A 22,878-nucleotide genomic window follows, 5' to 3' on the forward strand; every position below is an offset into this window, starting at 1 on the left:
AGTCTTTCCAGGTTCGGGAATTGGCAGATTTTATCGTTGGAATGGTGGAGCCAGTAACGAAAAACGGGAGCCCGAGAGCTCCCGTTTATCTAGACCGCCTGGATCAGCGCGGGAAAGCCGGCGGGTTCACGCCAGCCATGTCTTCCATCACGCGGACGACCTGGCAGCTGTAGCCGAACTCGTTGTCGTACCAGACGTACAGGACGACGCGGTTGTCGTTGGCGATGGTCGCCTCGGCATCGACGACGCCCGCATGGCGGGAGCCGACGAAGTCGGTGGAAACCACTTCCTGGGACGACACGAAGTCGATCTGCTTCTGCAGGTCCGAGTGCATGGCCATCTGGCGCAGGTACTCGTTGATCTCTTCGCGGTTGGTGGCCTTTTCCAGGTTCAGGTTGAGGATGGCCATGGAGACGTTCGGCGTCGGAACGCGGATGGCGTTGCCGGTCAGCTTGCCTTTCAGGACCGGCAGAGCCTTGGCGGCAGCGGTAGCGGCGCCAGTCTCGGTGATCACCATGTTCAGCGGCGCGGCGCGGCCACGACGGCTGCCCTTGTGGAAGTTGTCGATCAGGTTCTGGTCGTTGGTGAACGAGTGAACGGTTTCGACGTGGCCGTTGACGATGCCGTACTGGTCGTTGACAGCCTTCAGCACCGGCACGATGGCGTTGGTGGTGCAGGAAGCGGCGGAAACGATCTTGTCGTCAGCGGTGATGTCGCCATGGTTGATGCCGTGAACGACGTTCTTCAGCGCGCCCTTGCCCGGAGCGGTCAGGATCACGCGGTCGATGCCCGGGCACTTCAGGTGCTGGCCCAGGCCTTCGGCGTCACGCCACTTGCCGGTGTTGTCGACCAGCAGGGCTTTCTTGATGCCGTACTGGGTGTAGTCGATCGACGCCGGGTCGTTGGAGTAGATCACCTGGATCAGGTTGCCGTTGGCGGTGATGGTGTTGTTTTCTTCGTCGATGGTGATGGTGCCATCGAACGGACCATGCACGGAGTCACGGCGCAGCAGGCTGGCACGCTTGACCAGGTCGTTGTCGGCGCCCTTGCGCACGACGATGGCGCGCAGGCGCAGGCCGTCGCCGCCACCGGTCTTCTCGATGAGGATGCGCGCCAGCAGGCGGCCGATACGACCGAAGCCGTACAGGACCACGTCGGTGCCTTCGCGGGCGCCGCCGTTCTGCTTGCCGACCACGTCGGCCAGCTCGTCCTTGGTGAACTGCTCGATGCTGCGGCCGTTACCTTCGGTCTTGAACTTGGCAACCATCTTGCCCAGGTCTACCGAGGCGGCGCCCAGCTTGAGCTCGCTCATCGCCTTGAGGATCGGGAAAGTGTCGTGAACCGACAGCCCGCCTTCTTCGGCCAGGCGGTGACGGGCAAAGCGGTGCGCTTTGAGGATCGCGATCACCGAACGGTTGATCAGGCCACGGCCGTAGATCGAGGTCACCACGTTGTTGTTACGGTACAGCTGACCGATCAGCGGAATCATGGCTTCCGCGAGGGCTTCACGATCGATCCACTCACCGAGACACTGGTCGGGCTTCTGGGTCACGGGCAATACCTTCCACATGTAGGAGAAGAAAAAAGGGGCTACATTATGACGGCGCGAACAATCGCCGGCAATCCGCAGCGGTCGTATGACTGACATCCGTCAATCGGGATAGTTACAATCCGACCGGTCAAATTCCTCGACCGGAGCCAAGACTGCCCGTGTCCGTATTGCGTATCCCTACATTGCCGACCGCGGCCGGCAAGCAATCCTGGGGCAACCTCCCCGGGGCCGCCCTGAGCCTGGCCATCGCTGAAGCGGCTGGTCCGGCGAAGCGTTTCACCCTGTTGCTGACAGCCGACAGCCAGAGCGCCGAGCGCCTGGAGCAGGAGCTGCGCTTCTTCGCGCCGGACCTGCCGGTGCTGCAGCTGCCGGACTGGGAAACCCTGCCCTACGACGTGTTCTCGCCGCACCAGGACATCATTTCCCAGCGGGTCGCCACTCTTTACCAACTGCCCGAACTGCGCCGCGGCGTGCTGGTGGTGCCGATCACCACCGCCCTGCACCGCCTGGCGCCGGCCAAGTTCCTGCTCGGCAGCAGCCTGGTGCTGGATGTCGGCCAGAAGCTCGACGTCGAGCAGATGCGCAGCCGTTTCGAGGCCGCGGGATACCGCTGCGTGGACACCGTCTACGAACACGGCGAGTTCGCCGTGCGCGGCGCGCTGATCGACCTGTTCCCGATGGGCAGCGAGCTGCCCTACCGCATCGACCTGTTCGATGACGAAATCGAGACGCTGCGCACCTTCGACCCGGAAACCCAGCGCTCCATCGACAAGGTGGAGAGCATCCGCCTGCTGCCAGCGCGCGAGTTCCCGCTGCGCAAGGAAGCGGTGACCGGCTTCCGTGGCCGCTTCCGCGAGCGTTTCGACGTCGACTACCGCCGCTGCCCGATCTACCAGGACCTCGCCAGCGGCCTGACACCTTCCGGCATCGAGTACTACATCCCGCTGTTCTTCGAAGATGGCGAGACTTCGACGCTGTTCGACTACCTGCCGCAGGACACCCAGGTGTTCTCCCTGCCGGGCATCGAGAGCGCAGCGGAACAGTTCTGGACCGACGTGCGTAACCGCTACGAAGACCGCCGCTACGACCCGGAACGCCCGCTGCTGCCCCCAGCCGAAGTCTTCCTGCCGGTGGAAGATTGCTTCGCCCGCCTGAAGAACTGGCCGCGCGTGGTGGTCAGCCCCGAGCCGATCGAGACCGGCGTCGGCCGCGAGCGCTTCCCCGCGCAAGCGCTGCCGGAACTTGCGATTGAAGCCAAGGCCACGGAGCCGCTGGCACGCCTACGCCAGTTCATCGAACAGTTCGACGGCCGCATCCTCTTTACCGCCGAGTCCGCCGGCCGCCGCGAAGTGCTGCTGGAACTGCTGGCGCGGCTGAAGCTACGCCCAGTGGAAGTCGAGGGCTGGCCGGGTTTCCTGGCGCACAAGGATCGCTTGGCGATCACCATCGCACCGATGGACGAAGGCTTGCTGCTGGACGCAGACAAGGGCCAGCCGGGCATCGCCCTGGTGGCCGAGAGCCCGCTGTTCGGCCAGCGCGTCATGCAACGCCGGCGCCGCGAGAAGACCCGCGACGGCGGCGAGAACGTCATCAAGAACCTCACCGAGCTGCGCGAAGGCGCACCGGTAGTGCACATCGACCACGGCGTCGGCCGCTACATGGGCCTGATTACCCTGGAGATCGACGGTCAGAACGCCGAATTCCTCGCCCTGCAGTACGCCGACGAAGCCAAGCTCTACGTGCCGGTGGCCAACCTGCACCTGATCGCCCGCTATACCGGCAGCGACGACGCCCTGGCGCCGCTGCACAAGCTGGGCTCGGAAACCTGGCAGAAGGCCAAGCGCAAGGCCGCCGAACAGGTACGCGACGTCGCCGCCGAACTGCTCGACATCTACGCCCGCCGTGCTGCCCGCAAGGGTTACGCGTTCAAGGACCCGCAGGCGGACTACGCCAACTTCTCCGCCGGCTTCCCCTTCGAGGAAACCCCGGACCAGCAGACCGCCATCGAAGCCGTGGTGGCCGACATGCTCGCCGACAAGCCGATGGACCGCCTGGTTTGCGGCGACGTGGGCTTCGGCAAGACCGAGGTAGCCATGCGCGCCGCCTTTGTCGCGGTGCATAGCGGCAAGCAGGTCGCCGTGCTGGTGCCCACCACCCTCCTCGCCCAGCAGCACTACAACAGCTTCCGCGACCGTTTTGCCGACTGGCCGGTAAGCGTGGAGGTGATGAGCCGCTTCAAGTCCGCCAAGGAAGTCGAAGGTGCCGTGGCGCAGTTGGCCGTAGGCAAGGTCGACATCGTCATCGGCACTCACAAGCTGCTGCAGGACGACGTCAAGTTCAAGAATCTCGGCCTGGTCATCATCGACGAGGAACACCGCTTCGGCGTGCGCCAGAAGGAGCAGCTCAAGGCCCTGCGCAGCGAGGTGGACATCCTCACCCTCACCGCCACGCCGATCCCGCGCACGCTCAACATGGCGGTGGCCGGCATGCGCGACCTGTCGATCATCGCCACGCCACCGGCGCGCCGCCTCTCCGTACGCACCTTCGTCATGGAAGAGCAGAAGTCGGTGATCAAGGAAGCCCTGCTGCGCGAACTGCTGCGCGGCGGCCAGGTGTACTTCCTGCACAACGAAGTGAAGACCATCGAGAAGTGCGCCCGCGACCTGGCGGAGCTGGTTCCCGAGGCGCGCATCGGCATCGGCCACGGGCAGATGCACGAGCGCGACCTGGAACGGGTGATGAGCGACTTCTACCACAAGCGCTTCAACGTGCTGGTAGCCTCGACCATCATCGAGACCGGCATCGACGTGCCGAGCGCCAACACCATCCTCATCGAGCGCGCCGACAAGTTTGGCCTGGCCCAGTTGCATCAGCTGCGCGGGCGCGTCGGCCGCAGCCACCACCAGGCCTACGCCTACCTGCTGACTCCGCCGCGCAAGCAGATGACCCCGGACGCCGAGAAGCGCCTGGAAGCCATCGCCAACGCCCAGGACCTGGGCGCCGGCTTCGTGCTGGCGACCCACGACCTGGAAATCCGCGGCGCCGGCGAACTGCTCGGCGACGGCCAGAGCGGACAGATCCAGGCGGTGGGTTTCACCCTCTACATGGAAATGCTCGAACGTGCGGTGAAGGCCATCCGCAAGGGCGAACAGCCGAACCTCGAACAGCCGCTGGGCGGCGGCCCGGACATCAACCTGCGTGTACCGGCGCTGATCCCTGAGGATTACCTGCCGGACGTCCACGCCCGCCTGATCCTCTACAAGCGCATCGCCAACGCCGCCGACGAGGACGGCCTGCGCGAGCTGCAGGTGGAAATGATCGACCGCTTCGGCCTGCTGCCTGACCCGGCGAAGAACCTGATCCGCCTGACACTTCTCAAACTGCAGGCGGAAAAACTCGGGATCGTGAAGGTAGATGCCGGCCCACAGGGCGGACGGGTAGAATTCGCCGCCGATACCTGCGTCGACCCGCTGGTGCTGATCAAGATGATCCAGAGCCAGCCCAATCGGTACAAATTCGAAGGGGCCACCCTCTTCAAGTTCCAGGTGCCCATGGAGCGCCCGGAAGAACGGTTCAACACGCTAGAAGCGCTGCTCGAGCGCCTCACGCCACAGACTCATTAAGGACCCTGTGCATGCGCCTGTTCCAACCCTTGCTGCTGTCGCTGGCGCTTCTGTCGCCAGCCGCCTTCGCCGAGCCCTACCAGGTGGAGCTGATCCTCTTCCAGCAGTCCGGCGACGCCGTGTTCGCCAGCCGCCCCGCACCCGACGACTGGGCCAAGGGCGCGCAACCGCCGGGCCCGGACAGCTCGCGCCCCACCGCGATGGACGCCCAGGTGGCCAAGCTCAAGCAGAACGAAGGTTTCCAGGTGCTGATGCACAAGGCCTGGCGCCAGGAAATCGATGCCAACCCGGTGAGGGTCTCCCTGACCGAAGGCGCCCAGCGTGACGGCCACTTCCCGGTGGAAGGCACCGTCACCCTCAGCCAGCAGCGCTTCGTGAACACCCAGACCGACTTCTGGATCAACCAGTTCGGCCAGGACGGCCTGCTTGCCGCCAGCCAGCACATGGTCCAGGAAGCCAGCCTGAAAAACAGCGTACTGACCTACCTCGACCACCCGAGTCTGGGCATGCTGATCAAGGTGACCCCACTCAACGCAAAGCCCGCCTCAGCCCCGCCGCCGGGCATGGAAGACGAAGCGCCGACCGGCCCGGATGCACCGCAACAGCAGCCGGCTCCGGCCGCACCGGCAGACGGCGGCTTCGAAGCCCCACCGCCGGCACAGCCCGCCAAGTAACGAAAAAACCCGGCATTCGCCGGGCTTTTTTGTTCTTCGTAGGAGCGAGCCTGCTCGCGAACCGCCTGGCACCGTGCCTTGCAAGTTCGCGAGCAAGCTCGCTCCTACAGGAAACCATCAGCTGACCAGGACGCGCCCCAGCACCTCGCGCACCTTACCGATGCCTTCGTGCAGCGCCTGCTCGATCTCGGCCATGGTGATGATCCCGCTGGACTTGCCGGCCGCCGGGTTCACCACCAGCGACAGGCAGGCGTAAGGCAGGTCCAGTTCACGGGCCAGCGCGGCCTCGGGCATGCCGGTCATGCCGACGATGTCGCAACCGTCGCGCTCCAACTTGGCAACTTCCGCCACGGTTTCCAGGCGCGGCCCCTGGGTCGCGGCATACACGCCATGGCTACTGTACGCATAGCCCAGCGCCTGCAGGGCGGCGATCAGCTTTAGCCGCAGCGACTCGTCGTAGGGATGGCTGAAGTCGATGTGGGTAACATGCTCGATGTCGCCGGCAAAATAGGTGTGCTCGCGACCCCAGGTGTAGTCGACGATCTGATGCGGCACGCAAAGATGGCCGCTGCCCATGGCCGCGTGAATGCCGCCTACGGCATTCACCGCCAGGACGGCCTCAGCGCCCGCCTGCTTCAGTGCCCAGAGGTTGGCGCGGTAGTTCACCTGATGCGGCGGGAAACGATGCGGGTGGCCGTGACGGGCGAGGAACAACACCTCGCGGCCGGCGAACTCGCCGCGCTGGATGGCCGCCGAGGGCGAGCCGTAGGGCGTATCCAGCTCAATGGCATCCTTCAGGGTCAATCCTTCCAGCTGGGTCAGGCCGGTGCCGCCGATGATGGCGTAGACAGTCATGGCAATTCCTTAATCAATCAGTTGTGCAGCACGCAGTTCGCCAACAGCCTGTTGCCAGCGTGGCAACTGCTTGTATTCGGTACCCGGCCAGGCCTTGGCGCGCATGCGTTGCAGACGCTGTGGCGCAGTGACCTTGAGGCGCTGCAGGGCGCTCAGAGCCAGTTCGGCGGACGCGCGGTCGTTGCACACCAGGCCCATGTCGCAACCAGCGCTGAGCGCAGCCTCGATGCGGTTGGCGGCATCGCCGACCACATGTGCGCCAGCCATGGAAAGGTCATCACTGAAGATCACCCCGTCGAAGCCAAGCTCGCCACGCAGGATGTCCTGCAGCCAGCGGCGGGAAAAGCCTGCGGGATTCGGATCGACCTGCGGGTAGATCACGTGGGCCGGCATCAGCGCATCCAGCTCACCGGACAGGCGCTGGAACGGCACCAGGTCTACGGCGCGGATCTGCTCCAGCGTGCGCTCGTCCTCGGGAATCCCCACATGGGAATCCACTTCCGCCCAGCCGTGACCGGGGAAGTGCTTACCGGTGGAAGCCATGCCGGCAGCGCGCATACCACGAATGAAGGCGCCGGCCAGCGCAACGGCGCGCTCCGGATTGCCCTCGAAAGCACGGCTACCGACCACGGCGCTGCGCTGATGATCCAGGTCGAGTACTGGGGCGAAACTCAGGTCCAGCCCTACCGCCAGCACCTCGGTCGCCATCAACCAGCCGCACTGCTCGGCCAGTCGCTCGGCATTGGTGTTATCGGCAATGGCGCGCATCGCCGGCAGGCGCAGGAAACCCTGGCGCAGGCGCTGCACGCGACCGCCCTCCTGGTCCACCGCCAGCAGCAGGTCGGGGCGTACTGCGCGAATAGCCTCCATCAGCTCGCGCACCTGGCGCGGCGATTCGATGTTGCGGGCAAAGATGATCAGTCCACCGACTTCCGGGTGGCGCAGGATCTGGCGGTCCTCGGCGGTAAGCCAGATACCGCCGATGTCGAGCATCAGGGAGCCTTGCATGTGCATTCCTTTCAATTCAGTTGCGCCGCCTGCCAGTCGGGACAGGCGGCCTCTTCGATTCGGACCCGGCAATGGAGCGGCACCTGCGGGAAGAGTTCCAGCAGGTCGTCATTGCGCAAGCGGATACAGCCGTGGGACAGCGGCGTCCCCATGGGCTCGCAGTCCGGCGTACCGTGCAGATAGATGTAGCGGCGGAAGGTATCGACCTCACCCATCCGGTTGCGCCCCGGCTCGCAGCCGCTGAGCCAGAGGATACGCGAGAGTATCCAGTCGCGACCGGGAAACGCCTCGTGAAGCTCGGCCGTCCAGGTCTCGCCGGTCCAGCGACGCCCCTTCAGAACCGCCCCCTTGGGCAAGCCATCGCCGATGCGCGCACGGACCTGGTGCAAACCGCGTGGCGTGCAGCCGGAGCCGTTGCGCTCGCCCGCGCCGTTGGCGGCGCTGGATACCGGAACACGCACGACAAGACGCCCCTCGGCAAAGCCGTAAAGCATCTGGTCAGCAAGGGATACATAGAGAAGATCGAGATCAGCCATGGCCGGCTACTGTAGCCGATCAGGCAGACGCAGCCCAGCGCGAAGCCGGGCCGGGCCGGGCCGGGATCAGACCTTGGCGGGCGCCTGGGCGGTGCTCGACTTGGTGCGCGGCTTGAGCTGCGCACCCGCCAGCGAGGGATCACTGACGCCACTGTCGGCACGCATGCCGGCGGCGAGGAACGGCACCATCAGGCGCATGACCTGCTCGATGGAAGTATTCACGCCGAAATCGTTCTCAGCCATGGCACGCAGTGCCTTGATGCCGGACATGCTGAACACTGCGGTACCCAGCATGAAGTGCACGCGCCAGAACAGCTCCAACGGCGGCAGGCGCGGCGCCGATTCGTGCACCAGCAGCATATAGCGGCGGAACACCTTGCCGTAGACCTCTTCGAGGTACTTGCGCAGGTGCCCCTGGCTTTGACTGAACGCCAAGCCCAGCAGGCGCATGAAGATCGACAAGTCGTTGCCGCTGCGCGGTTTGACGGCCATGGCCTGGACCACGAGCAGTTCGAGCAGCTCTTCCAGGGTGGCGCGCGGCGCATCGGGCTTGGCCTGGCGGCGATCCAGCTCTTTTTCGAGACTGGCGCAGAACGGGCCGAGGAAGCGCGAGAAGACCGCCTGGATCAGCGCCTTCTTCGAGCCGAAGTGATAATTCACCGCCGCGAGGTTTACACCCGCCTTGCTGGTAATCAAACGCAGGGAGGTTTCGGCGAAGCCCTTCTCCGCGAACAGCTGTTCCGCAGCATCCAGGATGCGTTCGACGGTTTCCGACTGGGCCATGGCTACTCCGCCTGACAAACACTTGTTTGAAACATACGTTTCAGCGTCTTGTATTGTCAAGCAAAGTGCGATGGATTGTTACCAATATCATGGCAATGCGACGAGACACCTAATAAACAGCAAGACGCTTGCCAGGCTCGAAAGGTTACATGCACACACGTTCCACTGACAGCCGCCCTCAATAAAAGCATTGCCAGCCCGCCATCACTGTATATAATTCCAGGCACTGTATAAAAAGCCAGAGTATGGACATGCTGAAGCTCACGCCGCGCCAAGCCGAGATCCTTGCCTTCATCAAACGCTGCCTGGAAGCCAACGGCTACCCGCCCACCCGCGCGGAAATCGCCCAGGAACTCGGCTTCAAGTCGCCCAACGCCGCCGAGGAGCACCTGAAAGCCCTCGCCCGCAAAGGCGCCATCGAGATGACCCCGGGCGCCTCCCGCGGCATCCGCATCCCCGGTTTCGAGCCCAAGGCCGCCGCCAATGACGACGAATTGCCGATAATCGGCCGCGTCGCCGCCGGTGCGCCGATCCTCGCCGAGCAGAACGTCGACGACACCTGCCGCATCAACCCCACCTTCTTCAACCCGCCGGCCGACTACCTGCTGCGCGTACGTGGCCAGAGCATGAAGGATGTCGGCATCATGGATGGCGACCTGCTCGCCGTGCATGTCACCCGCGAGGCTCGCAATGGCCAGATCGTGGTCGCCCGCCTGGGTGAGGAGGTCACGGTGAAGCGCTTCAAGCGCGAAGGAAGCAAGGTCTGGCTGCTCGCCGAAAACCCGGAGTTCGCCCCCATCGAGGTCGATCTCAAGGAACAGGAACTGGTCATCGAAGGCTTGAGCGTCGGCGTTATCCGTCGCTGAACAGGAGACACCCATGCAGTACCCGCAGCCGCAGAACCTGCCGCAACTCCCGCTGTTCCAGGAAGCACTCTGGGCAAGCGGTACTGCTCCCCTGCTTCCGGAGCTGATGGAAAAAGAGCCCATCACCGACGAAAGCGCCTTCAGCGAGATCGCCCTGCGCGGCCTCCCCGGCCAGTGCCTGATGTTGCTGGCGCCGATGCTCCGTGAGCTGAGCGAGGAAAGTGATTCACGCTGGCTAACCCTGATCGCTCCGCCGTCCAGTCTGACTCCGGACTGGCTGCGCAAGGCCGGCCTGAACCGCCAGGGCATCTTGCTGCTGCCTGCGCGCGATCAGGCTGCCGCCCAGGCACTGGCCTGCGAGGCACTGCGCCTAGGCAACAGCCACACCGTGGTGAGCTGGCTGAATCTCAGCGCGAAAGCGCGCGCGCAACTGTCCCGCGCCGCCGTTGCCGGCCATGCGCAGAGCTTGAATATTCGTCTGGGGTGATCTGATCGGGAAGCTTCGCCGCGAACGCGGCGAAGCGGAAGAACTCAATGCAGGACGCGCGGGCCTTCCTCGTCCATGCTCATGTCGCCGCCTTCGGCAAGACGGCCGGCCATCTGCACACCGACATTGAACATCGCCTTGGCGATCTCGATGTGCTGGCCCTGCAGGAAGCCCTTGGCGTCGGCGGAGAACTCCAGGGTCACCAGCGCCTCCTCCTCGTCCGCGCGACGCAGCACGATACGCCCGTCAGGCAGCTCGACAATTTCCAGAAATGAGGTTGGCATAGCGACGTTCTCCACAGCAGAACGCGTAGTGTAACAGCCACATCCGCTACACCCTAGCCAAAGCTTGCGCGGACCGACCAGAAGGCCGGCACGCTGTGAAGCAGGAATCAGAGCTCGGTGAGCGATGCGCGGAAGCGCAGCACCAGGTCCTTCAGCGCCTTGCGCCAGGCTTCCAGCTCGTCATTGGCCAGCTCGACCGGAGCCTCGTCGTCGACATTCACCGCCTGGATCAGCGGCTGGGTCGGGTCGACCTTGGCTTTCTTCGGCTCGCTCGGCGGCTGGAACAGCGCGGCATAGGCGGCCAGCAGGCGACCCAGCCAGGCTTCCGGCGACTGCGCCAACTCGACCATCTCCGCCAGCTCCGGGCTTGGTGCGGCAGCCAGTACCTCGGCATTCAGCAACATATCAACGCGCGGCGCACCGGCCTGGGGCAGGCGATAGTAGCCGGCAATCTCATGGGCCACGCCCAGCACCGCTCCGTAGAGGTGGAACAGCGCTGCTTCGCGCTCGGCCTGGATACGCGCCTGGGCATTCATCGCGCGCGCCGCTTCGGCGCTGCGCCAAGCTTCAAGGGCAAGACCGGCAAAGAACAGCTTCTGGTTGGTGCGGGTATAGAGTTCGTTCGCCATGACCGGGCCCTCTGCAGTCGACTTCGGCAGTATAAGCACGCCCCACCTCAGCGGGGCGCGCCTTCCATCAGCGCTTGTCTTCGACCTTCCACTTGCCGCCGTCGAAGAACGCGCGCCAGCCAGTGGGCTTGCCGTCGACCTCGGACTGCACGTACTGCTCCTTGGTCTTGCGGCTGAAGCGGATCACCGCGGGGCGGCCATCCGGGTCTTTCGCCGGAGCGGACAGCAGGAAGTGGTACTTCGGGTCCAGCTCTTCCTTGTGCGGCAACAATTCAGCCACCAGCGGAGCGCGTGTCTCGCGATTCTTCGGGAACTGGCTGGCGGCCAGGAAAAGGCCGGAAGCGCCGTCGCGCAGTACGTAGATGTCGTCCACCTTCTCGCACTTGAGTTCCGGCATGCGGATGGCGTCCATCTTCGGCGGAGCAGGCTCACCGTTCTTCAGCAGCTTGCGGGTGTTCTTGCAGGTCGGATTGGTGCAACCGAAGAATTTGCCGAAGCGGCCGGTCTTGAGTTGCATCTCGCTGCCGCACTTGTCGCATTCCAGGCTCGGGCCTTCGTAGCCCTTGATGCGGTACTGGCCTTCCTCGATCTCGTAGCCGGCGCAATCCGGGTTGTTGCCGCAGATGTGCAGCTTGCGCTTCTCGTCGACCAGGTAGGCGTCCATTGCGGTGCTGCAGATCGGGCAGCGATGTTTGCCGCGCAGTACGCGGGACTCGGATTCGCCCTCGTCATCCGCGGCGATTTCGTCGCCCGGAATCAGGTTGACGGTCGCCTTGCAGCGCTCCTTCGGCGGCAGGCTGTAGCCTGAGCAGCCGAGGAACACGCCAGTGGAGGCGGTACGGATCATCATCGGCCGGCCGCACTCGCGGCAGGGGATGTCGGTGAGGGTCGGCTGGTTGGCGCGCATGCCATCGTTGGAGGCTTCGGCCAGGTCGAGTTTCTTGCGGAAATCGCCGTAGAACTCGTCCAGCACGTTTTTCCAGTCGCGCTCGCCCTGAGCCACGTCATCGAGGTTCTCTTCCATGCCGGCGGTGAAGCCGTAGTCCATCAGGTTGGAGAAGCTCTCGTTGAGGCGGTCGGTGACGATGTCGCCCATCTTTTCCGCGTAGAAGCGGCGATTGTGGGTGGTGACGTAGCCGCGCTCCTGGATGGTGGAGATGATCGCCGCGTAGGTGGACGGACGGCCGATACCGCGCTTTTCCAGTTCCTTGACCAGGCTGGCTTCGGAGAAGCGCGCCGGCGGCTTGGTGAAGTGCTGGCTCGGATCGAGCTTGAGCAGCTTCATCGCGTCGCCCTGGTTCATTTCCGGCAAGACGTCATCCTCGCCCGGCTTGCTCTGCTGCGGCAGTACCTTGGTGTAGCCGTCGAACTTGAGGATGCGGCCCTTGGCGCGCAGCTCGAAGTCACCGGCAGCCGCGCTGACGGTGGTGGACAGGTACTCGGCCGGCGGCATCTGGCAGGCCACGAACTGGCGCCAGATCAGGTCGTACAGGCGCTCGGCGTCGCGCTCCATGCCCGACAGCTGGGTCGGACGCAGGTTGACGTCGGAAGGACGAATCGCTTCGTGAGCTTCCTGGGCGCCTTCCTTGCTGGAGTAGAAGTTCGGCTTGGCCGGCAGGTATTTCTTGCCAAACTCGCTGTCGATGAAGCCGCGCACCATGTCGATGGCGTCGGCGGACAGGTTGGTCGAGTCGGTACGCATATAGGTGATGTAGCCGGCTTCGTAGAGACGCTGGGCCATCATCATGGTCTTCTTCACCCCGAAGCCCAGGCGATTGCTCGCGGCCTGCTGCAGGGTGGAGGTGATGAACGGCGCCGAGGGCTTGCTGGAAGTCGGCTTGTCTTCGCGCTTGGCGATGCTGTAGCTGGAGGCCTTGAGCTTTTCCAGGGCAGCGGTGGCCTGGGCCTCGTTCAGCGGCTTGAAGGCTTCGCCCTTCTCGCGCACCACTTCGAAGCGGACCTTGTCGTTCTTCGGCGTGCCGAGGTCGGCATGCACTTCCCAGTATTCTTCCGGGACGAAGGCGCGGATCTCGCGCTCACGCTCGACCACCAGCTTCACCGCTACCGACTGCACACGGCCGGCGGAAAGGCCGCGAGCGATCTTGGCCCACAGCAGCGGCGAGACCATGTAACCCACTACGCGGTCGAGGAAGCGGCGCGCCTGCTGGGCATTCACGCGGTTGATATCCAGCTCGCCCGGCTGGGAGAAGGCCTCCTGGATGGCCTTCTTGGTGATTTCGTTGAAGACCACACGCTTGTAGCGCGAGTCGTCGCCGCCGATGGCCTCGCGCAGGTGCCAGGCAATGGCCTCCCCTTCGCGGTCCAAGTCGGTTGCGAGATAGATGGTGTCGGCGTCCTTGGCCAGGCGGCGCAGTTCCTCGATCACCTTTTCCTTGCCGGGCAGGATCTCGTACTTGGCCTTCCAGCCGTGCTCCGGGTCGACGCCCATGCGGGTGACGAGCTGGCGCTTGGCCTTTTCCTTCGGCGACAGGGCCGGCGCCTCGGCAGCGGTCTTGCGCGTTTTTGACGCAGGCTCCTTCGACGCGGACGAGCCGCTGGTGGGCAGGTCGCGGATGTGGCCGATGCTCGACTTCACCACGTACTGGTTGCCCAGGTACTTGTTGATGGTCTTGGCCTTGGCCGGTGATTCCACGATGACCAGCGATTTACCCATGGATCGGAATATTCCTGCGTCGAAAAGATGAATTTATAAGGAGGGAGGAGCTAGGAGCGGCACCGCTATATATAGTGGCGGTCGCGCCAAGGTCAAGCTTGGGTTTCGCCGGACGGGCCGGTCTGAAGACCCAGCGGATCGTTTTCGGCGCTCACCAGAGCGAAGCGCGGAACCTTCTCGCCATTCACTTCCACCGCCTCGGTGAACATGCTCAGCGGCCGCACCCAGAGCCCGAATTCGCCGTACAGCGCCAGGTAGATCACCAGCTCTTCCTCGGTCTCCGAATGCCGGGCGACGCCGAGCACGCGGTACTGTTGCCCCTTGTGATGTCGATACAGTCCGGGCTGCAAGTGCATGTCGGTTCTCCCTCGGCCGGCCAAAAGGCGGCGATTGTGCTCATTGCGCGGCTGTCGGGCAATCCCCGCCCGACAAAAACGAAAGCCGGGGCACAAGGCCCCGGCTCTCCCATCGACGAAAGCTTAGACGCGTTCGAAGACGGTGGTGATGCCCTGACCGAGGCCCACGCACATGGTGGACACGCCCAGGGTGCCACTGTTCTGTTTCATCACGTTCAGCAGGGTGCCGGAGATACGCGCACCGGAGCAGCCGAACGGGTGACCCAGGGCGATGGCGCCGCCGTGCAGGTTGACCTTCTCTTCCATCTTGTCGAGGATCTTGAGGTCCTTCAGCACCGGCAGGGCCTGTGCGGCGAAGGCTTCGTTGAGCTCGAAGAAGTCGATGTCGTTGATGGTCAGGCCGGCGCGCTTGAGCGCCTTGTTGGTCGACGGAACCGGGCCGTAGCCCATGATCGCCGGATCAACGCCCGCCACGGCCATGGCACGAACCACGGCCATCGGCTGCACGCCCAGATCCTGAGCACGCTGGGCGCTCATGACGATCATGCAGGAAGCGCCGTCGGTAATCTGCGAGGAAGTACCCGCCGTCACGGTGCCGCCTTTCGGGTTGAAGGCCGGCTTCAGGGCCGCCAGGCTTTCCAGGGTGGTTTCCGGACGGATGGTTTCGTCGAAGTCGAAAACCTTCAGGAAGCCGTTCTCGTCGTAACCTTCCATCGGGATGATTTCGTCTTTGAACTTGCCTTCCAGAGTAGCTTTCCAGGCCAGTTGGTGCGAACGCACGCCGAACTTGTCCTGCGCCTCGCGGGTGATGCCGTGCATCTTGCCCAGCATTTCGGCGGTCAGGCCCATCATGCCCGACGCCTTGGCGGCGTACAGGGACATGTGCGGGTTCGGATCGACGCCGTGCATCATGCCGACGTGGCCCATGTGCTCCACACCACCGATGACGAAGACGTCACCGTTGCCGGTCTGGATCGCCTGCACGGCAGTGTGCAGGGCGCTCATGGACGAGCCGCACAGGCGGCTGACGGTCTGGCCGGCACTGGTGTGCGGGATCTGGGTCATCAGCGACGCCATGCGTGCGATGTTCCAGCCCTGCTCCAGGGTCTGGTTCACACAACCCCAGATCACGTCCTCGACTTCCGCCGGGTCAATCTTCGGGTTGCGCTCCAGGAGCTTGCTGATCAGGTGCGCGGACATGTTCTCCGCGCGGGTGTTGCGGTGCATGCCACCCTTCGAACGGCCCATCGGGGTGCGGCCGAAGTCGACAATGACGGCGTCTCTCGGATTCAGGCTCATAAATTCACTCTCGCTCTATTCGTTGCGCACTCAACCGAAGAACTTCTGGCCGTTCTTGGCCATTTCACGCAGCTTCGCGGTCGGGTGGTACAGCGCACCCAGGTCGGCGTACTTGTCGGCCAGTGCGACGAATTCGGCCACACCGATGGAGTCGATGTAACGCAGGGCACCGCCACGGAAGGGAGGGAAGCCGATGCCGTAGATCAGGCCCATGTCGGCCTCGGCAGCGGTCTCGACGATGCCGTCTTCCAGGCAGCGCACGGTTTCCAGGCACAGCGGGATCATCATGAAGTTGATGATGTCCTCGTCGGTCAGCTCGCGCTGCTCGGTGACGATGGACTTCAGCAGCTCATAAGCCTGCGGATCGGTGACTTTCTTCGGCTTGCCGCGCTTGTCGGTCTCGTAGGCGTAGAAACCCTTGCCGTTCTTCTGACCCAGGCGGTTGGCGTCGTACATCACGTCGACGGCAGTCTTGCCTTCCACGGCCATGCGGTCCGGGAAGCCTTCAGCCATCACGTCACGGCCGTGGTGGCCAGTGTCGATGCCGACCACGTCGGACAGGTAGGCCGGGCCCATGGGCCAGCCGAATTTCTCCATGATCTTGTCGATGCGCACGAAGTCCACGCCGAAGCCCAGCAGCTTGGAGAAGCCGCCGAAGTACGGGAACAGCACGCGGTTGACCAGGAAGCCGGGGCAGTCATTCACCACGATGGGGTTCTTGCCCATCTTCTTGGCGTAGGCCACGGTGGTAGCCACAGCGATCTCGCCGGACTTCTCGCCACGGATTACCTCAACCAGCGGCATCATGTGCACCGGGTTGAAGAAGTGCATGCCGACGAAGTTTTCCGGACGCTTGAGCGCCTTGGCCAGCAGGCTGATGGAGATAGTCGAGGTGTTGGACGCGAGGATCGCATCTTCCTTCACCACGCCTTCCACTTCGGCCAGGACGATCTGCTTGACCTTCGGGTTCTCGACTACAGCTTCGACGACGATGTCGACGTTGCCGAAATCACCGTAGGACATGGTCGGGCGAATGGCGTTCAGGGCCTCGGCCATCTTGGCCGGGGTCATGCGGCCTTTTTCGACGCGCTTGCCCAGCAGCTTCGAGGCTTCGTTCAGACCCATCTGGATACCGTCTTCACGGATATCCTTCATCAGGATCGGAGTGCCCTTGGAAGCGGACTGGTAGGCGATGCCGCCACCCATGATGCCGGCGCCCAGTACGGCGGCCAGTTTCACGTCCTTGGCGATCTCGTCGTACTGCTTGGCCTTCTTCTTCAGGTCCTGGTCGTTCAGGAACAGGCCGATCAGGCTCTGCGCAACCGAGGTCTTGGCCAGTTTCACGAAGCCCTGGGCTTCGATTTCCAGCGCCTTGTCACGACCGAAGTTGGCGGCTTTCTGGATCGACTTGATGGCTTCGACCGGAGCCGGGTAGTTCGGGCCGGCCTGGCCTGCGACGAAGCCTTTGGCGGTTTCGAAGGCCATCATCTGCTCGATGGCGTTCAGCTTGAGCTTTTCCAGCTTCGGCTGACGGCGGGCCTTGTGGTCCAGTTCGCCGGCGATGGCGCGCTTGACCAGGTCCAGGGCGGCGGCTTGCAGCTGCTCCGGAGCCACGACAGCGTCGACGGCACCGACTTTCAGCGCGTCTTCAGCACGGTTTTCCTTGCCCGAGGCAATCCACTCGACTGCGTTGTCGCAGCCGATGATGCGCGGCAGGCGAACGGTGCCGCCGAAGCCCGGGTAGATGCCCAGCTTCACTTCCGGCAGGCCGACCTTGGCGGTGGCGCTCATGACACGGAAGTCGGCAGCCAGGCACATTTCCAGACCGCCGCCCAGGGCGATGCCATTGATCGCGGCTACAGTCGGAACGTTCAGGTCTTCGAAGTCGCTGAAGATCTTGTTGGCTTCGAGGTTGCCGGCCAGCAGCTCTTCGTCAGGCAGCTTGAAGTTGTCGACGAACTCGGTGATGTCGGCGCCGACGATGAACACGCCCTTGCCGCTGGTCACGATCACGCCCTTGACGGACGCATCGGCCTTGATGGTATCGACTGCTTGGCGCAGTTCATTCAGGGTGAGTCGGTTGAACTTGTTGACGGACTCGCCCTTGAGGTCGAAATTCAGTTCGACGATGCCGCTCTCAAGAGCCTTAACCGTGATGGCTTTACCTTGGTAAATCATCAACTGATCTCCACGCTAGGGAAGCTTGAAATCACACGTCGGACACCGTGTATCGGGACCGTTCGGCTGTGCCGAGGTTAGTCCCAAAGCTTGCGGCACACCCGCCGACGCGATAGCCGGGGCGTTCTGATCGAGTCATCGCACATGGCAAACGCTCGATTCATACGCCCGTTTGATTTGGGTGCGCCCACCTTCTAGGAAAAGCCAGGGCTTGTCAATCGGCGAGACGTAACAGTCGCAAAGCGGCCGGGGCGTCTGGGCCGGAGCATTCAGCGCAGCCCTGACGACCTATTCACCACACCTATCGTGACAATTGCCACCTGGCACCGACGTCCCGACAGCCACTGTTCAAACCCCATGGCCCGCGCTAGAGTCGGGCGCAATGGCGATCTGCCTCCTGCCAACGCCGGCAGACGCCTGGAACCTGTGGAATACAAAACAACAAGAAGCCCATGGCTCCAAGGAGTTGGAACGATGCCCAGCCGTCCGCTAGTGCGTCTGCTGTCTGCGCTCGCGCTCACCGCCCTGCCCCTCATCGCTGCCGCCGACGCCGCCAGCGACCTCCTCAATGTCCACCAGACACGCCTCGCCGCCCAGCGCAGTCTTGGCGATTTCTTCATGTTCAATGCAATGGAAGGCGACCAGAAGTACGCCAAGTTAGTCGAAGCCTCGTCGCAGAGCGCCACCGACGCCCTGGGCAAGCTCGGGGAAATGCCCGGCAACGAATCGAAGAAGCTCAAGACCGAACTGCAGGACGAATGGAAGGCCTACGCGACCCAACTGCACACGCTCACAGGCGCGCTGGACAAGAGCGGCTACACCGACCTGCAACCAGTGGCCGACCTCGCTGCGCAGAACCGCAAGCTGCTGGACACCGCCGAGCAACTCTACGCCAAGATCCAGGAGGAAAGCGGCAGCAAGGTCCCGCCACTGACCCAGCAGACCCGCGAGCAGAGCCTACTGATGCAGGACATCGCGGTGGATTACGCCTCGCGCAACGCCTCGGTGGGCGCCAGCTTCTTCGGCGGCGGGGAGGAGCGCCCGCTGGATGACCTGGCCAACCGCTTCGCGATCAACCTGGTGAAGCTACAGCAGGCGCCGCAGACCACGCCGGAGATCGGCCAGGAACTACGCGGCGTGGCGATCAAGTGGCGCTACATTGAGAAATCGCTGCAGAACTACAACCAGAACAGCGTGCCCTTCCTGATCAACAAGTACTCCGACCGCATTATCGAAGACCTGGAGAAGGTCTCCGGCCTCTATGCCGCGCAGCAGAGCTGATCGCCTCAGGCATGCTGTTTAAGGAAAGTGGCGACCCGCTCAAGGTCGCTGCTGTCGCCCCGCTCGCCCCAGTACAGCGCGAGGAACTGGGGCGTCGCCTCGACCATGTAGACGTCCCTGGGCAGGCTGGCCAGCGCCTGGGCAAGCTCGGCAGGGGCGCTCGCCTCGCGCCAGCGGTCCAGCCAGACGCCCGGCTCGCTCTGCCAGTAGCACCAAACATCGCGGTTCTTCCCACGGGCGCGGTGGTATTGCGCGCACTGGCGCGGCGGTTGCCGTTCCAGCCAGTGCGGCCACTCCTGCTGCGCCATCTGCATGGCCAGGCCCAGGCGTCGCGCCTGCAGGCGCAGGTCCATCTGCCCGCGCTGGCCGCGCGACGGGATCAGCCAGGTCAGCGGGCTGAGCACCAGAGCGATGAGAAGAATTACCATCCAGGTGGTCATATGGGTTATACCGGTCAAACAGGTCAAGCACGGCCATTGGGGCCATACTGATTAATAACGAGTCCCCCGGAGGAGACGCTCATGCCCTACCAACACATTCTGGTCGCCGTCGACCTTACCGAAGAATGCGATCCGGTGATGAAGCGGGCGGTCGCGCTGGCCAAGGCCAACGATGCCCGGCTCTCGGCGGTGCATGTGGTCGAGCCCATGGCCATGGCCTTCGGTGGCGACGTGCCGATGGACCTGTCGATGCTGCAACAGCAGCAGTTCGACCAGGCCAAGGAACGCCTGCACCAGTTCACCCTTACCTACGCCGAGATCACCAGCTCCCAGTGCCACCTGGTCTACGGCCAGCCGCGCCAGGAAATCCACCGCCTTGCCGATGAGCAGGACTGCGACCTGATCGTCGTCGGCAGCCACGGCCGCCACGGCCTCGCCCTGCTGCTGGGCTCCACCGCCAACGACGTGCTGCACGGTGCTCCCTGCGATGTCCTCGCCGTGCGCCTGCAGAAAACCAGCTGAGTCAAGCCGGGTAGAGAGCGGGCCCTGCGGGGCCCGCTTCGTTTCAGGCCCCGAGCATGTCGCCGCTCATCAGCAGCGGCCGCACCTTCTGTAACTGCGCCTCCAGCGAGTAGCTCATGCTCGACGCCATGGAGAAGAAGCTGAGGAAAGCCTTCAGGTTCGAGTCGCCGTCGCAGGTCTCGTGAATTCGCTGCCAGAACGCCTGGTTCACCAGCTGCAACTGCTGGAACTGCTTCACCAGCCCCTTCAGCTCCCAATCCGCATGCCGCCCTTCACGGAAGTTGAAGTACTGGCGCATCAAGTACAGCGACACCGCGCGCAGGATGAACTCCTGGTTGCTGGCGAACGGCAGGTGCTGCTGCGCCATCGGCTTGAGCTTGCCCAACAAGGGGCAGGCGCTGGTCGCCATGATCACCCCGAGCAGCGCCCGCAGGCCCTCTTCCAGCCCCGCGTGCTTGATGTACTCGCGCTCCGGCGTGCGTACCTGCACCGAGACCTTCTTGAAGGCCGGCAAACCACGGAAATCCTCGATCACCCGGTGCAGGTCCACCGCCGCCGGGCAGTGGCTGTACTGCGCCGGGTTCAGCGGGCAGTTGCTGCAACGGTTGTTCTCCAGACGCGTCCAGCGCGGGGTCTGGGCGGCTATCTGGGCGTCGTACTGGCGCTCCAGTTCGATGCGGTAACTGAACTCGTGCTCATCATCCAGGGTGATGCGGTACTCGATTGCCATTCAGCCATCCCTAACAGTCTTTGATCAGCGATACGCACGGGCACATCACCGGACCGAACGGATCACTCCTCCAGTTCAGCCCAGCGCTCGATCAGGTGGTCCAGCTCCCCTTGCAGCGACCCCAGGCGATCCAGAACCGCCTGCGCCTCGCTCGGCGGACGCTGGTAGAACGTCGGCGACGCTGTCTCTGCCTGCAGCGTGGCCATTTCCGTCTCCAGGGCCTCGATCAGCCCGGGAATGGCTTCCAGCTCACGCTGCAGCTTGTAGCTCAGCTTCTTCTTCGGCGCCGCCGCTTCCACCGCAGCCGGTGCCGCCACAGGCACTTCAGCGACAGGTGCGGCAGCGGGCTTATCGCCCTTCTCCTCACCCACGCCGAGCAACTTGGGCGAGCCGCCCTGGCGCAGCCAGTCCTGGTAGCCACCGACGAATTCGCGCACGCGCCCTTCGCCTTCGAACACCAGGGTGCTGGTCACCACGTTGTCGAGGAAGGCCCGGTCGTGGCTGACCATCAGTACGGTGCCATCGAAGGTCAGCAGCACTTCTTCCAGCAGTTCCAGGGTTTCCACGTCCAGGTCGTTGGTCGGTTCGTCCAGCACCAGCAGGTTGGCTGGCTTGCTGAACAACTTCGCCAGCAACAGGCGTGCCCGCTCGCCACCGGAGAGCGCTTTCACCGGGGTCCGGGCGCGCTGCGGGGAGAACAGGAAGTCGCCCAGGTAGCTGAGGACATGGCGATTCTGCCCGTTGATCGTGATGAATTCGCGACCTTCGGAAATATTGTCGATGACGGTCTTTTCCGGCTCCAGCTGGTGACGCAGCTGGTCGAAATAAGCCACTTCCAGTCGGGTGCCTTCCTTGACGCTGCCCGAAGTCGGCTGCAGGTCGCCCAGCAGCAGCTTGAGCAGTGTGGTCTTGCCGGTACCGTTGGCGCCCAGCAGGCCGATACGGTCGCCGCGCTGCAGCACCAGGGAGAAATCACGGATCAGCGCCGGGCCGCCCGGATGGGCGAAGCCGGCCTTCTCGACGACGATCACCTGCTTGCCGGACTTCTCGGCCGTCTCCATCTGGAAGCTGGCCTTGCCCTGGCGCTCGCGGCGTTCGGCGCGTTCGTTGCGCATCGCCTTCAGCGCGCGCACGCGGCCTTCGTTACGGGTGCGGCGGGCCTTGATGCCCTGGCGAATCCAGACTTCTTCCTGGGCCAGGCGCTTGTCGAACAGCGCGTTGGCTGCCTCTTCCGCCGCCAGTTCCTGCTCTTTATGGACGAGGAAGCTGGCGTAGTCGCCGTTCCAGTCGATCAGGTGGCCGCGGTCCAGCTCGAGGATGCGGGTGGCCACGGCCTGCAGGAAGGAGCGGTCGTGGGTGATGAACAGCACGGCGCCGGGGAAGTCCTCCAGGGCGTTTTCCAGCCAGGCGATGGCGCCGATGTCCAGATGGTTGGTCGGCTCGTCCAGCAGCAGCAGGTCGGGCTCGGCGACCAGCGCCTGGGCCAGCAGCACGCGACGGCGCCAGCCACCGGAGAGCTCGGCGAGGGTCTTGTCGGCCGGCAGCTGCAGGCGGCTCAGGGTGGTGTCCACCAGTTGCCCCAGGCGCCAGCCGTCACGGGCTTCGAGGTCCTGCTGGACGTGCGCCAGCTTGTTCAGGTCTTCTTCGCTCTCGATGTGCATGCTCAGATGGTGGTAGCGCGCCAGCAGTTCGCCGACTTCGGCCAGGCCTTCGGCGACCACATCGTAGACGGTGCGATCGTCGGCGCGCGGCAGTTCCTGCGGCAGCTCACCGATCTTCAGCGACGGGGCGCGCCAGATGTCGCCGTCATCGGGCTTCTGCTCGCCCTTGACCAGCTTGAGCATGCTCGACTTGCCGGTGCCGTTGCGGCCGATGATGCAGACCCGCTCACCGCGAGCGATCTGCCAGGACACCTTATCCAGCAGCGGAGTGGTGCCGAAGGCGAGGGACACGTCGGTTAACTTGAGCAGAGTCATGAGGGCATCTTCCGTAAAACAGGGCGCGCAGTTTAAGGGAAAGCGCGGAAAAGTCAGAGGGGTGCGGACAAAGTGCCGGGGCGAGACATTCGTCCGCCTTTGAGCCAGGCAGCCCTGGTGGCGCT

Annotated in this window: 20 protein-coding genes; 6 read left to right on the forward strand and 14 right to left on the reverse strand. The window is 64.0% G+C overall.

Going from position 1 to position 22,878, the window contains the following annotated elements; all coding sequences use genetic code 11:
* Window positions 1-103: 103 nt before the first annotated feature.
* Window positions 104-1,570, reverse strand: coding sequence for a glyceraldehyde-3-phosphate dehydrogenase (locus tag IB274_RS00210; protein ID WP_192430889.1), 1,467 nt, complete (start codon window positions 1,568-1,570; stop codon window positions 104-106).
* 140 nt (window positions 1,571-1,710) lie between these two features.
* Here IB274_RS00210 and mfd point away from each other — a divergent pair, with 140 nt between their 5' ends.
* Together mfd and IB274_RS00220 are read left to right on the forward strand one after the other, a co-directional pair.
* Window positions 1,711-5,175, forward strand: a complete 3,465-nt coding sequence (gene mfd, locus IB274_RS00215) for a transcription-repair coupling factor (protein WP_192430147.1) — start codon at window positions 1,711-1,713, stop codon at window positions 5,173-5,175.
* 11 nt (window positions 5,176-5,186) lie between these two features.
* Window positions 5,187-5,849, forward strand: a complete 663-nt coding sequence (locus IB274_RS00220) for a CsiV family protein (protein WP_192430148.1) — start codon at window positions 5,187-5,189, stop codon at window positions 5,847-5,849.
* Window positions 5,850-5,966: 117 nt separating this feature from the next.
* Here IB274_RS00220 and IB274_RS00225 read toward each other — a convergent pair whose 3' ends face one another.
* The 4 genes from IB274_RS00225 to IB274_RS00240 form a co-directional block, all read right to left on the reverse strand.
* Window positions 5,967-6,704 (reverse strand): S-methyl-5'-thioinosine phosphorylase, encoded by a 738-nt coding sequence (locus IB274_RS00225; RefSeq protein ID WP_192430149.1) that lies wholly within the window; start codon window positions 6,702-6,704, stop codon window positions 5,967-5,969.
* A 9-nt stretch (window positions 6,705-6,713) separates the two neighbouring features.
* A complete protein-coding gene (gene nagZ, locus IB274_RS00230) occupies window positions 6,714-7,712 on the reverse strand; it encodes a beta-N-acetylhexosaminidase (protein WP_192430150.1) in 999 nt (332 codons plus the stop codon).
* Window positions 7,713-7,723: 11 nt separating this feature from the next.
* The gene (locus IB274_RS00235; RefSeq protein ID WP_192430151.1) at window positions 7,724-8,248 is read right to left on the reverse strand and encodes a L,D-transpeptidase; all 525 of its coding nucleotides are present in this window, start codon (window positions 8,246-8,248) and stop codon (window positions 7,724-7,726) included.
* A gap of 66 nt (window positions 8,249-8,314) precedes the next feature.
* Complete coding sequence (locus IB274_RS00240; protein ID WP_192430152.1) at window positions 8,315-9,031, reverse strand: TetR/AcrR family transcriptional regulator; 717 nt, start codon at window positions 9,029-9,031, stop codon at window positions 8,315-8,317.
* Window positions 9,032-9,282: 251 nt separating this feature from the next.
* On the opposite strand from IB274_RS00240, the gene lexA reads away from it, so the two are divergent.
* A complete protein-coding gene (gene lexA, locus IB274_RS00245; RefSeq protein ID WP_026079098.1) occupies window positions 9,283-9,897 on the forward strand; it encodes a transcriptional repressor LexA in 615 nt (204 codons plus the stop codon).
* A gap of 13 nt (window positions 9,898-9,910) precedes the next feature.
* Window positions 9,911-10,384, forward strand: coding sequence for an SOS-induced cell division inhibitor SulA (sulA, locus tag IB274_RS00250; protein ID WP_192430153.1), 474 nt, complete (start codon window positions 9,911-9,913; stop codon window positions 10,382-10,384).
* A 44-nt stretch (window positions 10,385-10,428) separates the two neighbouring features.
* Here the strand turns inward: sulA and IB274_RS00255 are convergent, their stop codons facing one another.
* The 6 genes from IB274_RS00255 to fadB all read right to left on the reverse strand — a co-directional run bounded on the left by IB274_RS00255 (window position 10,429) and on the right by fadB (window position 17,804).
* Window positions 10,429-10,668 (reverse strand): hypothetical protein, encoded by a 240-nt coding sequence (locus IB274_RS00255; RefSeq protein WP_017519282.1) that lies wholly within the window; start codon window positions 10,666-10,668, stop codon window positions 10,429-10,431.
* Window positions 10,669-10,775: 107 nt separating this feature from the next.
* On the reverse strand, window positions 10,776-11,297 hold the full coding sequence (locus tag IB274_RS00260) for a DUF6586 family protein (RefSeq protein WP_192430154.1): 522 nt from the start codon (window positions 11,295-11,297) through the stop codon (window positions 10,776-10,778).
* A gap of 67 nt (window positions 11,298-11,364) precedes the next feature.
* Window positions 11,365-13,971 carry a type I DNA topoisomerase gene (gene topA / locus IB274_RS00265; protein ID WP_192430155.1) on the reverse strand — a complete coding sequence of 869 codons (2,607 nt, stop codon included), beginning with the start codon at window positions 13,969-13,971 and terminating at the stop codon, window positions 11,365-11,367.
* Between the two features lie 92 nt (window positions 13,972-14,063).
* A complete protein-coding gene (locus IB274_RS00270) occupies window positions 14,064-14,327 on the reverse strand; it encodes a DUF1653 domain-containing protein (protein WP_192430156.1) in 264 nt (87 codons plus the stop codon).
* A 123-nt stretch (window positions 14,328-14,450) separates the two neighbouring features.
* The gene (gene fadA, locus IB274_RS00275) at window positions 14,451-15,626 is read right to left on the reverse strand and encodes an acetyl-CoA C-acyltransferase FadA (RefSeq protein WP_192430157.1); all 1,176 of its coding nucleotides are present in this window, start codon (window positions 15,624-15,626) and stop codon (window positions 14,451-14,453) included.
* A gap of 30 nt (window positions 15,627-15,656) precedes the next feature.
* Entirely contained in the window at window positions 15,657-17,804 is a 2,148-nt protein-coding gene (gene fadB / locus IB274_RS00280; RefSeq protein ID WP_192430158.1) for a fatty acid oxidation complex subunit alpha FadB, read from the reverse strand.
* A gap of 474 nt (window positions 17,805-18,278) precedes the next feature.
* On the opposite strand from fadB, the gene IB274_RS00285 reads away from it, so the two are divergent.
* Window positions 18,279-19,085 (forward strand): hypothetical protein, encoded by an 807-nt coding sequence (locus IB274_RS00285; RefSeq protein WP_192430159.1) that lies wholly within the window; start codon window positions 18,279-18,281, stop codon window positions 19,083-19,085.
* A gap of 5 nt (window positions 19,086-19,090) precedes the next feature.
* On the opposite strand, the gene IB274_RS00290 is transcribed toward IB274_RS00285, so the two are convergent.
* Complete coding sequence (locus IB274_RS00290) at window positions 19,091-19,525, reverse strand: hypothetical protein (RefSeq protein ID WP_192430160.1); 435 nt, start codon at window positions 19,523-19,525, stop codon at window positions 19,091-19,093.
* An 81-nt stretch (window positions 19,526-19,606) separates the two neighbouring features.
* On the opposite strand from IB274_RS00290, the gene IB274_RS00295 reads away from it, so the two are divergent.
* Complete coding sequence (locus tag IB274_RS00295; RefSeq protein WP_024766849.1) at window positions 19,607-20,047, forward strand: universal stress protein; 441 nt, start codon at window positions 19,607-19,609, stop codon at window positions 20,045-20,047.
* 43 nt (window positions 20,048-20,090) lie between these two features.
* On the opposite strand, the gene IB274_RS00300 is transcribed toward IB274_RS00295, so the two are convergent.
* Window positions 20,091-20,777: a DUF6901 family protein gene (locus tag IB274_RS00300; protein WP_081519440.1), complete on the reverse strand. Its 687-nt coding sequence runs from the start codon at window positions 20,775-20,777 to the stop codon at window positions 20,091-20,093.
* Window positions 20,778-20,839: 62 nt separating this feature from the next.
* Window positions 20,840-22,753, reverse strand: coding sequence for an ATP-binding cassette domain-containing protein (locus tag IB274_RS00305; RefSeq protein ID WP_192430161.1), 1,914 nt, complete (start codon window positions 22,751-22,753; stop codon window positions 20,840-20,842).
* Window positions 22,754-22,878 lie beyond the last annotated feature (125 nt).

This window comes from Pseudomonas sp. PDM18 (assembly GCF_014852585.1).
Lineage (GTDB): Bacteria > Pseudomonadota > Gammaproteobacteria > Pseudomonadales > Pseudomonadaceae > Pseudomonas.